The organism is Avrilella dinanensis (genome assembly GCF_002807015.1).
In the GTDB taxonomy this organism is placed as follows: domain Bacteria; phylum Bacteroidota; class Bacteroidia; order Flavobacteriales; family Flavobacteriaceae; genus Flavobacterium; species Flavobacterium dinanensis.
The window spans coordinates 1,053,028-1,065,713 of the sequence record NZ_NIPO01000001.1; the positions used below are offsets into that span (position 1 = coordinate 1,053,028).

The following is a 12,686-nucleotide window of genomic DNA, read 5'->3' on the forward strand; positions in this document are numbered from 1 at the left end:
CTCTTTTTATATTAAAGCTTATGTATAAATATATTTTTTTGCTTTGCTTATGTTCGTCGGCAGTTTTTGCACAAAACATCAAAGCTACGCTGATTGACAACGAAACCAAAGACCCCGTGCAACAAGTTGCTGTAATTAGCGACGACGAATCTTTTTTTGGTGTAACCAATGACAAAGGCGAAGTTCTGTTACCGGAAAATCTGATTAATCAGACCATTTTTGTAGATGATTATCTTTATCTGTATGCCGAGAAAACGCTCACTTCCTCCGAAAATTTTGTTTGGGAACTTCAGCCTAATTCAGAAACATTGGAAGAATTACTGATTTACAGCAATCCGAAATCAATTTTGCAGGAAGTCATCGACAATTCGATTCAGTCTTTTTCTGCTAATTCCGGTTTGGAAGCCTATTTTCGCAGTAAAGGCTCGGTGGCTTCTTATTCTCAATATCATTCAGATGCTATCGTTAATGTGTATATGAAACCCGGTAACGAGGTAGATATTGCCGTTGTACAATCCAGAAGTAAAAAAAAATTAAATGAGGAAGAAAAAAATAAAGTTTCAATTTCTTCCAGTCTGGCACACCCGAAAGAAAACTTTTCGCAGACATTAAAATTCCGTCATATTGCAGAAATGCTTGATCAATTCAAACAATATGAAGTGACCATTACCTCCAAAAAAGTAGGCGAATCAGAAATTCACACTTGTTACTTTACTCCAACAGAAAAAAGCAAAAAGAAGATGCTCATTGCAGGATATTTCACTTACGATGCCGACAAAAAGTTAGTTCTTGAGATGAAATATGAAACTCCTCAGGAAAAGGTACAATACAACAAAGTGAACATCATCATTGCCAGCATTCGTAATGTTTATCTTGATTATCACGCAAAATATACTGTTAACAATAATCGTTATTATCCGTCCTTTTGCAAATATACAGTAAATGCTCAGGCTCGCTCAAAAATGGCTAATCTGGACAGTCGCATGGATTTTGTCAATGAGTTTTATATCTTGTCTGATAAACCGAAAGCAATGTCTGACGGTCAAATATTGAATGAAAACCCTTTAGAAATAGGCGACAGATATACCGAAAATTTCTGGAATGACCCAAGAATACAAAATCACGAATAAAACGCAGCTAAAAAAATTATGCTTGCATAATATTTCTTTGGAATATTTTTTTTACCTTCGTTGCAATTAAGAATTAATCTAAAATATAAATAATCGACATGAAAATATTAGTTTGCATCAGCCATGTGCCTGATACTACGTCGAAAATCAACTTTGTGAACGACGATACCGCTTTTGACACCAACGGAGTACAATTTGTTATCAATCCGAATGATGAGTTTGGTTTGACGCGTGCTATCTGGTTCAAAGAAAAACAAGGAGCCAATGTAACCGTAGTCAATGTTGGAGGTCCTGATACCGAACCTACTATCCGTAAAGCTTTGGCAATCGGTGCCGACGAAGCTATCAGAGTAAACGCTGCTCCGACAGACGGATTTCAGGTAGCAAAAGAGCTTGCCGAAGTGGTAAAAAACGGCGGTTATGACCTGGTTATCTGCGGAAAAGAATCTTTGGATTACAACGGCGGAATGGTTCCGGGAATGTTAGCCTCTTTATTGAATTACAATTTCGTGAATTCATGTATCGGTGTTGAAGTAGAAGGCAATGAAGCAACTTTGGTTCGTGAAATCGACGGTGGAAAAGAAACCTTGAAATCAGCTTTGCCATTGGTAGTGGGCGGACAAAAAGGAATCGTAGAAGAAAAAGACCTTCGTATTCCAAATATGCGAGGCATCATGAGTGCCAGAACAAAAGCATTAAACGTGATGGAAGCTACCGGAAACGATACCAAAACCAAAGTGGTTAAATTTGAACGTCCTGCTCCGAAATCAGCAGTAAAATTAGTTAGTCCGGACAACCTTGACGAATTGGTAAATTTGTTGCACAACGAGGCTAAAGTAATCTAAATTCATTAATCCTTTCAATTTAAAAATTATGTCAGTTTTAATATACGCAGAATCCAACGAAGGTAAATTCAAGAAAACAACACTTGAGTTAGCTTCTTATGCCAAGAAAGTTGCCGAATCATTAGGCACCACCGTAACAGCCGTTACTGTAAACACCGAAGATGTATCGGAATTAGGCAAATATGGTGTAGATAAAATTTTGAAAGTATCTAACACTCAATTAGATAAATTCAACGCCAAAGCTTATGCAGATGTTATCAAACAAGCTGCCGAAAAAGAAGGAGCAAAAGTAGTCGCTGTTACCTCAACGACCAACTCTTTGTATGCAGCACCAATCGTGGCGGTAAACCTCAACGCAGGATATGCTTCCAACGTGGTGGCACTTCCTGTTTCTACTTCACCTTTTCAGGTAAAAAGAAACGCTTTTTCCAACAAAGCTTTTGACGTAACCGAAATTACTTCAGACGTAAAAGTATTGGCATTGGCGAAAAACTCTTTCGGGTTGGTTGAAACTGCCGGAGCTGCCGCAGCAGAAGATTTCGCACCGGCTTTGAACGACAGCGATTTTGCTGTGAAAGTAGAAAACGTAGAGAAAGTAACCGGAAAAGTAACTATTGCCGATGCTGAAATTGTAGTTTCAGGCGGACGCGGATTAAAAGGTCCTGAAAACTGGGGAATGATTGAAGAGTTAGCCGATGTTTTAGGCGCTGCAACCGCTTGTTCCAAACCAGTTTCTGATTTAGACTGGCGTCCTCACTCTGAGCACGTAGGGCAAACAGGAAAACCGGTAGCGTCGAACCTATACATTGCTGTGGGAATTTCTGGTGCAATCCAGCATATTGCAGGTATTAATGCATCGAAAGTAAAAGTAGTTATCAATAACGATCCGGAAGCTCCTTTCTTTAAAGTGGCTGATTATGGCGTGGTTGGCGATGCGTTTGAAGTAGTTCCGAAATTAATCGAGAAACTAAAAGCATTTAAAGCGAATAATTAATTGTGATGTTGATTTGTTTCAACATCTCAAGTAAATATGTAAATATAAACAGCTGTAAATGAATTTTACAGCTGTTTTTCTATTTGAAAACAATAAATATAAACTTAGTCTCCGTTATCTTGCATAACATTGATTAAATCAAAAATGAAAAAAATTTTAAAAGTATTCAAGGTCATTTCTACAATTATAGGAGCCGCCATTCTGATATTCTTTTTTGTAGGGATATTTATTTGGGGGTTAGATTTTGAACCTATTGAATATGAGCAAAACAATTTAGTTTCCAGTAAAAATTTAGCAAATGAAGGTCCTTTTATCTTTGAAAAAGACAGCATCTATGAAATTAAATACATTCAAGGAACTGAGGAAAATGGGTATGATGTAGAACAAAAGCAAATTTCTAAAACTGGAAATCCGGAATTATCTGCTTATTATTATCTTGACAATTCTTCCTTTTCTTTTGTTCTGAAAGATAGCTTGATAAATGAACCATATCGTTATGAAAGTGTGGAAAAAATTATCGCTATATCTGATATTGAAAGTAAATACAAAACGCTCAGAGATTTTTTAATCAACAATAAAGTTATAGACGAAAACCTGAATTGGATATTTGGAAATGGACATTTGGTTTTGAACGGAGATTTTATAGACCGGGATTATTTCGCTACGCAAGTATTGTGGTTCATTTATAAATTGGAGCAAGAAGCGGAAAAGGCAGGTGGAAAAGTTCATTTTATATTAGGAAATCACGAGATAATGAACATTCAAGGAAATCATAAATACGCTAAATATAAGTATGAAACTGTTGCACGTGTTTTGGGAGTAAAGCAACACCAACTATACGATACGACGACCTATTTAGGCAAATGGTTGAAAACAAAAAATATTGTTGAACAAATTGGCAATTATACATTTGTACATGCAGGAATCAGTCCAGAAATTGTTGAAAACAAGATAACGATTTCAGAGATGAATCAAATCGCCAGAAATAATTACGCAATTCCGTATTATTCTAAAAAAGACAGACCATTAAAAGAAAAACTAATTTTATCAAGTCAAACAAGTCCGTACTGGTATCGTGGTTATTTCGATGAGTTGGAACAAGAAGAAATTGACAAAATTTTGAACTTTTACCAAACCTCGAATATCATTGTAGGACACACCATACAAGATGAAGTTCACAGATTATCCAACGGAAAAATTATCGGCATCGACGTTGCTCAACCAAAAGGTTACACCAAATATTTCCCCAAAGTAGAATCACAGGGTTTATTAATTGAAAATAATAAATTTCACAGAATAAACAACCAAGGAAAGCAGACAGAAATATAAAAAACTCTAATTAGGCTATTAAATTTAAAGATATTACCTTTGTTTGACCACTTTTTGGTTATATTTATCCTATGAGTTTAATAAGATTAGTCATCAGAGGAATTTCATACAGCCACTCACAAAACGGTGCTTACGCACTGATTTTGGGAGAAGTAAACGGCACCCTGAAAATTCCGATTGTAATAGGAGCTTTTGAAGCCCAATCCATTGCCATTGCGTTAGAACACGATTTGAAATCGCCTCGTCCGCTCACACACGATTTATTCAAGAGCATGGCTGACCAATATAGCATTCGTGTCAAACAGATTTTTATTCACAAACTGGAAGACGGTATCTTTTATTCCAATATCATTACCGAGCAAAACGGTCAGGAAGTGATTCTGGACGCCCGCACGTCTGACGCGGTGGCTATCGCTGTTCGGTTCAACGCTCCGATTTTTGTTTTCAAAGATATTCTGGATAAAGCTGGCGTGAATCTGTCTGTGGTTGAAGATGCCAAACAAGCTACCGAGCAAAGTCTGGAGGAAGTTATCGAAAACTTTTTAAGTGCCGATGACAGCGATTTCACGAACGAATTTGCCAAATATTCCAAAGAAAACCTTACTCAAATGTTAGAATCTGCCGTGCTCGACGAAGATTACGAACGTGCGGCAAGAATCAGAGATGAATTAAGAAAAAGAGATTTTTAGACCATGAAACAATATTTAGATTTAGTCCGACACGTTATGGACAACGGCACGCAGAAAGGCGACCGCACAGGAACCGGAACAAAAAGCGTTTTCGGCTATCAAATGCGTTTTGACCTGTCGGAAGGATTTCCTTTGGTAACCACCAAAAAAGTCCATCTCAAGTCAATCATTCACGAGCTTTTATGGTTTCTGAAAGGCGAAACCAACATCAAATATCTGAAAGAAAACGGCGTTCGGATATGGGACGAATGGGCAGATGAAAACGGCGATTTAGGTCCTATTTATGGCTACCAATGGCGAAACTGGAATGGCGAAGAAATCGACCAAATCAAAGAATTGATTGAAACGCTGAAGAAAAACCCAAACAGCAGACGAATGTTAATTTCCGCATGGAATCCGTCTGTTTTGCCGGACACTTCGGTTTCATTCAGTGAAAATGTCGCCAACGGAAAAGCTGCTTTACCGCCTTGCCACGCTTTCTTCCAGTTTTATGTTGCCAACGGAAAATTATCCTGCCAGCTTTATCAGCGTTCAGCAGACATTTTTTTGGGTGTGCCTTTCAACATCGCGTCTTATGCCTTGTTTACGATGATGGTTGCCCAGGTTTGCGGACTTGGTTACGGCGATTTTATTCATACTTTCGGCGATGCACATATTTACAATAATCATATCGAACAGTTAGAATTGCAACTGTCACGAGAACCGAAACCGTTACCGACGATGAAACTCAATCCGAATGTAAAAGATATTTTTAATTTTACATTTGACGATTTCACGCTGGAAAATTACGACCCGCACCCGGCAATCAAAGGAAAAGTATCTGTGTAATGGAAATAGTGATGATAGCCGCTGTGGCTCAGAATCGGGTTATTGGCAAAGACAATCAGTTGCTGTGGCATCTGCCCGATGATTTTAAGTTTTTTAAACAGCAAACTACCGGGCATTTTATCGTGATGGGCAGGAAAACATTTGAATCTTTCCCCAAATCCCTACCCAACCGTACGCATCTCATTATCAGCAGAAAAAAAAATTACACCGTACCAGAAAATTGTTTTGTGTTTGACCATATCGACAAAGCATTAGCATTTTGCCAAGAAAAAAAATTGGATAAAATTTTCGTTATCGGAGGCGGAGAAATATACAGACAACTGATGCCTTTTGCAACCGAATTACTGATTACGGAAGTGCAAACCACATTGGACGGTGATACTTTTTTCCCGGAAATTGATGAAAAAATTTGGCAAAAAAAGTTGATTACACATCACAAAAAAGACGACAAACATCGTTTTGTATTCGATATTTATTCTTATCAACGGATATAGTTTTTCAAAACAAAGCAAGGCATCTTTTCAGATGCCTTGCTAAGATATTAACTTCAAAAACTCCAAATTATGAAAACTAAAAAATGTAATTTGGTTTTCCAAAAATAAGCAACTTTCTTTGAAAAACAAAAAATTATAGCGGTCGTCAGATAATTACATATTTTTAGACTTTATCAAAGCCTTTAAACATAGCTTTTGTCATTGACTTCGTTGAATCTTCAATTTCCGCAGGATCTGAGCTTGCGAACAGAATCAAGTTAATCTCTATCAGTATCTATAAAGGTGCTTACAGTATGAACAAATATAACGTCGAGTTCAAAACACTGTTGATTTATTGCGTGTTATTGAATATTATATATGAATTTAAAAATGACCTATAAAAAATTATTTTCTTTTTTGTTCGTCAATTTTTAACTATTTTTACTGCATCAGATTTTTATTTCATTTCTTAAATTACAAATTATGCAAGTTGCCATTGCCGGGAATATCGGTGCGGGAAAAACGACCCTCACTCAGCTATTGGCGAAACATTATAAGTGGACACCTCATTTTGAAGATGTAGTTGACAATCCGTACCTCGATGATTTTTATCATCAGATGGAACGCTGGTCCTTTAATCTTCAGGTGTATTTCCTGAACAGTCGTTTCCGGCAAATTCTCAGAATGCGGGAAAGCGGCAAAAACACGATTCAGGACAGGACGATTTACGAAGATGCCTACATATTTGCACCCAATCTGCATGATATGGGACTGATGAGCGGTCGGGATTTCAAGAATTACAAATCACTCTTTGAGCTGATGGAAGAACTTATCGGTGCCCCGGATTTACTGATTTATCTGCGAAGCTCGATTCCGAATCTGGTTAGTCAGATTCATAAAAGAGGGCGGGAATACGAAAATTCAATTTCAATCGATTATCTCAGCAAACTGAACGAACGTTACGAATCGTGGGCAAAATCTTATGACAAAGGAAAAATTTTAATTGTCGATGTGGACACCCTTAACTTTGTGGATAATCAGGAAGATTTAGGAAAAATTATCCATAAAATTGATGCGGAAATCAACGGATTATTTTAAAATTTGCGAAAAATAAAACTATGGAAAACACTACTGTTGAACGGGTTAGTTCTGATTTATGGCATGCTGTGCGTGATTTTCTTGGTTTTGAGCTATTTACCCACAATCAGGGAAACACCAAAATAGCCATTACCGTCGGTTCGGTTTTACTGCTTGTCGTTGCTTTGGTCATTGTAAAATATGCACTAAAGGTTATTTATCTTTTTGCTACGCGAAAGCTCAACGATGAAGAAACACTTCGTTTCAAAGGGGTGTATAATTTTGTTTCTTATTTCGTTTATCTCTTTGTTTTTATATCCATTCTCAGCCTGTCTGGTATCGATATTACGATTATCCTCACAGCCGCCGCCGTATTTTTTGTCGGTTTGGGTTTGGCAATGCGGGAGCTTTTTCAGGATATTATCGGCGGATTATATATCATGACAGACAAAACCATCATGGCAGGCGATGTGATTGAAATTCAAGGCGAAGCCTGTAAAGTGATAGAAATTACCTTACGCACAACCCGGGTAATCACGCGGGAAGACAGAGTTATTATCATACCTAACCACAAATTTATTACCGACGTTTTCTTTAATTATACACAAGTAACCCGGGCGGTCAGAGCCGGAATAAAAATCCGGATTCCTTTGAATGAAGACCTTGATTTAGCAGAAAAAATATTGATGGATTCTGCATTGAAAAACACGCATGTGCTGAAAAATCCTCAACCCTTTGTGATGCTGGAAAACTTTGGCGAATATGCTTATGAACTCAGTCTGAATGTATTTATTACAAACAGTTTCAGAGAACCGAGAATTTTGAGTAGTATCCGCTACGATATTGTTCAAAAAATGAAGGAAAACAACCTGCATATCGCTATTCCTCATTTCAAAATTGATGAAAGCGGTTCTCACCAAAAAAATGAATCAAAAAAATGAAAGTGTTTGTAAAACTCTTTCTGTTTTGTTGCCCCGCAATATTGTTTGCTCAAAATAATGGCTGGCGGATTGAATCTCAGTATTATACCGGAAGTATATTGCCACATAGCGACCAGATTTCCCATCTGATTACCGACAAACCCGACGGTTTTCTTATTGGAATTTCCAGAAAAGCTTTTAAAAATTCATTTTGGCAGAAACATTACAATTATCCCGACATCGGTTTTTCTTTTCATTATCAGAATAATCATAACAAAACGTTGGGCGGTTTGTACGGACTATTCGCTCATTATGATTTTTATTTTCTCAATCGTCATTTGAACTTTCGGGTAGCACAAGGCGTGGCATTCGCAACTAATCCGTATGACAAAGAATCGAATTTCCGGAACCTTGCCTATGGCTCACGTTTGATGCCTTCAACTTATTTTCAGCTTACCTACCGGCAGAATATCTGGAAAAACTGGGAAGCATTTGGTGGACTGTTTCTGATTCATCATTCCAATGCGACTATCAAAACACCTAATACCAGCACCAACACCATCGCTTTAACAGCCGGATTGAGTTACACTTTTGAAAAATATAATCCGGAAACTGGTACTGAACAAGTTCCTGAAATCAATCCGAAAGTGAGATATAACTTGATTTTCCGAAGTGGGGTAAACGAAAGCCATATTATCGGAATGGGACAAAAACCTTTTTATCATATTGCCTTAATGGCAGATAAAAGACTGGGATATACAGGCAGTATACAAGCCGGTACGGAATTATTTTTGTCCAACACTGTGAAAGAAATGATTCCTTATATTGCTCATTCTTACCCTGAATCCGACCGTCCTGCCGATACCGATTGGAAAAGAGTCGGGATTTTTGCCGGATATGAAATTCACTTTGACCGCCTTTCTGCCGAGGGAAATATCGGGGCATATATTTATGACAAATACAAAGAAAACGGAATACTATATCAACGATTAGGATTGCGTTATTATGTGGGTAATAACTGGTTTGGCGTGATGTCGCTGAAAACACATTTTGCCAAAGCCGAAGCCTTTGAACTAGGTATCGGTTATAAACTTTAACAACTATGAAAACAGTCAGATATTTGTTTATTTTACTCATTTTTTCCGCTTGTAATCCGGACGGAAACTGCCTGAAATCTGCCGGCGATGATATGATGCAAACTATGGAAACTGCACCTTTTCATACGATTGACATTCCAAAAGGTGTTGAAGTGGAAATTATGCAAAGCAATGAATACCAGGTTGATATTTACTCATTCAAAAACAGAATAGAACAAATTACCACGCAGGTTAAAGACAGTGTTCTGACTATTGAAAACCTGAATAATTGCGATTTAATTCATCGACAAAAAGTAGCAAAAATCACTATCCACACTCCAACCCTACACACCATAAAAAGCCGAACGCAATTTCGGATATATTCTGCCGATACGCTGACTTTTCCTGACATTTTCATCATCAGCAGCCTGCCCGAAAACAGTTCTTCATCTGAATTTGATTTAATTTTCGACAATCAATCTATTTCTATCGAAGATAATAAGGTAGCTTATTTCAAACTGTCTGGCAAAACGCAGCGTTTTATCGTGTCACTTTATGGCGGAAGTCCGGCAGTAGATGCCCGAAATTTATTAGCAAACGAAGTTTATTTTTACCACCGAAGCAGTAATAATATTCATCTGAATCCATTGAATTTTATCGAAGGAACATTGGCTTCGACCGGCCATGCCATTTTATACCACAAAGCCGCCAACGAAAATATTTCTTCTACATATAAGGGAAAAGTTGAGTATCGGATTCCTTAATTTGTTTTTGTTTTTTCACGGAATAAAGATTCCAAATCTTGTGTTTTAAAACGAACTGTCAGTAGTTTTAACCCATTTTCCTGAGCAAAATCAAAGATTAACGGACGCACATCATCTTGACTATCACTGCTTATTTCCCACAAATTTCCTCCAATATTTTCAGCAGAAACTATTATCGCCAAAGAATCCAGTAATGTTTTTTCAATTTCACGATCAAATTCGACCTGTAAAATCTGTAAATCAGTTTTTGCCTTGTCAGCATTCAAATATCTGTCCTCAACGATTTTACCTTTGTTAATAATAATTACCCGGTCACAAATCGCCTCCACTTCCTGCATAATATGCGTGGACAGAAAAACCGTTTTATCTTTTCCGATACTTTTTATCAACCCACGGATATCCACCAATTGATTGGGGTCTAAGCCGGTAGTCGGTTCGTCCAGAATTAACACATCGGGTTCGTGCAATAAAGCTGTTGCCAAACCGACCCGCTGGCGATAACCTTTAGACAACTGACCGATTTTTTTATTGACCTCGGGTGTCAGTCCGGTTTGTTCAATCACTTCTTCCACCCTGTTTTTGCTTACTTTATAAATATCAGCATTGAAATACAAATATTCTTTTACATATAAGTCCAGGTATAACGGATTATGCTCTGGTAGATAACCTAATGTCTTTTTGACCTTTTTCAAATCAGAAGATACATCAATTCCGTTCACGACCGCCGTTCCTTCATCTGCTTTGAGATAGGTTGTCAGAATTTTCATCAATGTAGATTTTCCCGCACCGTTCGGTCCTAAGAAACCTACGATTTCGCCACTTCCGATTTTAAAACTAACTTCGTCCAACGCTTTTTGGTTGCCGTAAAATTTACTTAACCCCGATACTTCTATAGACATAATTTCAATAGTGATTTACTTACAAATGTACTAAAATACTCACAAAAAAGACAACTCAGAAAATATACTGATACAAAATATTGAATATTGCTTATCTTTGCAAAAATTTTAGGCAGAAATGACAGCAAGCGGAAAAATAGAATTAATGTGTCCGGCAGGGGATTTCACTTCTTTGCAGGCGGCGATAGATAACGGGGCAGACTCTGTTTACTTTGGTGTTGAACAACTCAATATGCGGGCAAGAGCAACCATCAATTTCACGTTGGAAGACTTACCGGAAATCAGCCGGAGATGCAGCGAAAAGAATGTCCGCACATACCTTACGCTGAATACTATTATTTATGACCACGACCTTTCCATCATCAAAAGAGTGTTGGACAAGGCAAAAGAGAGTCATATTACTGCCGTAATTGCTATGGACCAGGCTGTGATTTCCTATGCCCGGCAAATCGGCATGGAAGTACATATCTCTACACAGATTAATATTACCAATATCGAAACGGTAAAATTCTATGCACTATTTGCAGACACTATGGTAATGAGCCGTGAATTGAGTCTGATTCAGGTAAAGAAAATCTGTGAACAGATTGAAAAAGATGATGTAAGAGGTCCTTCCGGTAATTTGGTAGAGATTGAAATTTTCGGTCACGGAGCTTTGTGTATGGCAGTTTCAGGAAAATGCTATTTGAGTCTGCATTCGCACAATTCATCAGCCAACCGCGGTGCGTGTAAACAAAATTGCAGAAAAAAATATACGGTTATTGACCAGGAATCAGGGTTTGAAATCGAGTTGGACAATGAATACATGATGTCTCCAAAAGATTTATGCACCTTGGATTTTCTTGACCAAGTTATTGATACCGGCGTAAAAGTGTTAAAAATAGAAGGCCGCGGAAGAGCTCCTGAATATGTCGCAACGGTTACAAAATGCTACCGTGAAGCCATTGATGCCGTTCATGACGGTACTTACACCGAAGAAAAAGTAGCTCAGTGGATGGAACAGCTCAACACAGTTTACAACAGAGGTTTTTGGGCAGGTTATTACCTTGGGCAAGAGTTGGGCGAATGGTCAGACAACCCAGGTTCAAACGCCACAAGAAAAAAAGTATATATCGGTAAAGGAAGACATTTTTATCCAAAGGCAGATATTGCCGAGTTTTTGATTGAAGCTTATGATTTAAAAATCGGGGATTCGGTGCTTATCCAAGGACCGACAACCGGTTCGCAGGAAATGGTTGTTGAAGAAATGGAAATACACAACAAAGACAGACAGCCGGAAAAAGACAAAGCAAGTAAATCGGATACAGTAACTTTCAGAACAAAATTTAAAGTTCGTCCGTCTGATAAACTGTACAAAATCGTAGATGCTTAATGGTTATTGTTACCTTACAAAGAAATAAATGTATCGGTTGCAATTACTGTGAAGAATTTGCACCGGAATTCTTCCGAATGTCTAAAAAAGATGGGAAATCGGTATTGTTGAAATCTACTGATAAAAAAGGATTTCATACGCTTAAAATTCCCAATCACGAGGCAGAAGAAGCTATCGAAAAGGCGGCCAAGGCTTGTCCGGTAAAGATTATTTCTCATAAAACAATATAAAGATTGTGTCATTCCGACGAAGGAGGAATCTTAAGAATAGAATAAAGATACCTCAATCCT

Annotated in this window: 14 protein-coding genes; 13 read left to right on the forward strand and 1 reads right to left on the reverse strand. The window is 37.7% G+C overall.

What is annotated here, in order from left to right; all coding sequences use genetic code 11:
• Positions 1-20: 20 nt before the first annotated feature.
• The 11 genes from CDL10_RS04945 (at position 21) to CDL10_RS04995 (ending at position 10,125) form a co-directional block, all read left to right on the forward strand.
• On the forward strand, positions 21-1,130 hold the full coding sequence (locus tag CDL10_RS04945; protein WP_100677512.1) for a hypothetical protein: 1,110 nt from the start codon (positions 21-23) through the stop codon (positions 1,128-1,130).
• 98 nt (positions 1,131-1,228) lie between these two features.
• Positions 1,229-1,975 (forward strand): electron transfer flavoprotein subunit beta/FixA family protein, encoded by a 747-nt coding sequence (locus CDL10_RS04950; protein ID WP_100677513.1) that lies wholly within the window; start codon positions 1,229-1,231, stop codon positions 1,973-1,975.
• A 28-nt stretch (positions 1,976-2,003) separates the two neighbouring features.
• Positions 2,004-2,969: an electron transfer flavoprotein subunit alpha/FixB family protein gene (locus tag CDL10_RS04955; RefSeq protein WP_100677514.1), complete on the forward strand. Its 966-nt coding sequence runs from the start codon at positions 2,004-2,006 to the stop codon at positions 2,967-2,969.
• Between the two features lie 144 nt (positions 2,970-3,113).
• Complete coding sequence (locus CDL10_RS04960) at positions 3,114-4,298, forward strand: metallophosphoesterase (RefSeq protein WP_100677515.1); 1,185 nt, start codon at positions 3,114-3,116, stop codon at positions 4,296-4,298.
• 71 nt (positions 4,299-4,369) lie between these two features.
• Entirely contained in the window at positions 4,370-4,987 is a 618-nt protein-coding gene (locus tag CDL10_RS04965) for a bifunctional nuclease family protein (RefSeq protein WP_100677516.1), read from the forward strand.
• Between the two features lie 3 nt (positions 4,988-4,990).
• Entirely contained in the window at positions 4,991-5,815 is an 825-nt protein-coding gene (locus CDL10_RS04970) for a thymidylate synthase (protein WP_049581831.1), read from the forward strand.
• The gene (dfrA45, locus tag CDL10_RS04975) at positions 5,815-6,309 is read left to right on the forward strand and encodes a trimethoprim-resistant dihydrofolate reductase DfrA45 (protein WP_100677517.1); all 495 of its coding nucleotides are present in this window, start codon (positions 5,815-5,817) and stop codon (positions 6,307-6,309) included. The genes CDL10_RS04970 and dfrA45 overlap by 1 nt, the downstream gene beginning before the upstream one ends.
• A gap of 462 nt (positions 6,310-6,771) precedes the next feature.
• On the forward strand, positions 6,772-7,386 hold the full coding sequence (locus CDL10_RS04980; protein WP_100677518.1) for a deoxynucleoside kinase: 615 nt from the start codon (positions 6,772-6,774) through the stop codon (positions 7,384-7,386).
• Positions 7,387-7,406: 20 nt separating this feature from the next.
• Positions 7,407-8,306, forward strand: a complete 900-nt coding sequence (locus CDL10_RS04985; RefSeq protein WP_100677519.1) for a mechanosensitive ion channel family protein — start codon at positions 7,407-7,409, stop codon at positions 8,304-8,306.
• Entirely contained in the window at positions 8,303-9,382 is a 1,080-nt protein-coding gene (locus CDL10_RS04990) for an acyloxyacyl hydrolase (RefSeq protein WP_100677520.1), read from the forward strand. The genes CDL10_RS04985 and CDL10_RS04990 overlap by 4 nt, the downstream gene beginning before the upstream one ends.
• A 5-nt stretch (positions 9,383-9,387) precedes the next feature.
• Positions 9,388-10,125, forward strand: coding sequence for a GIN domain-containing protein (locus CDL10_RS04995; protein ID WP_100677521.1), 738 nt, complete (start codon positions 9,388-9,390; stop codon positions 10,123-10,125).
• Here CDL10_RS04995 and gldA read toward each other — a convergent pair.
• A complete protein-coding gene (gene gldA / locus CDL10_RS05000; protein ID WP_100677522.1) occupies positions 10,122-11,024 on the reverse strand; it encodes a gliding motility-associated ABC transporter ATP-binding subunit GldA in 903 nt (300 codons plus the stop codon). The two genes, CDL10_RS04995 and gldA, sit on opposite strands and share 4 nt — an antisense overlap.
• Before the next feature lie 118 nt (positions 11,025-11,142).
• On the opposite strand from gldA, the gene CDL10_RS05005 reads away from it, so the two are divergent.
• Together CDL10_RS05005 and CDL10_RS05010 are read left to right on the forward strand one after the other, a co-directional pair.
• Positions 11,143-12,396, forward strand: a complete 1,254-nt coding sequence (locus tag CDL10_RS05005) for a peptidase U32 family protein (protein WP_100677523.1) — start codon at positions 11,143-11,145, stop codon at positions 12,394-12,396.
• Positions 12,396-12,626, forward strand: a complete 231-nt coding sequence (locus CDL10_RS05010) for a ferredoxin (protein WP_100677524.1) — start codon at positions 12,396-12,398, stop codon at positions 12,624-12,626. The genes CDL10_RS05005 and CDL10_RS05010 overlap by 1 nt, the downstream gene beginning before the upstream one ends.
• Positions 12,627-12,686: the final 60 nt, after the last annotated feature.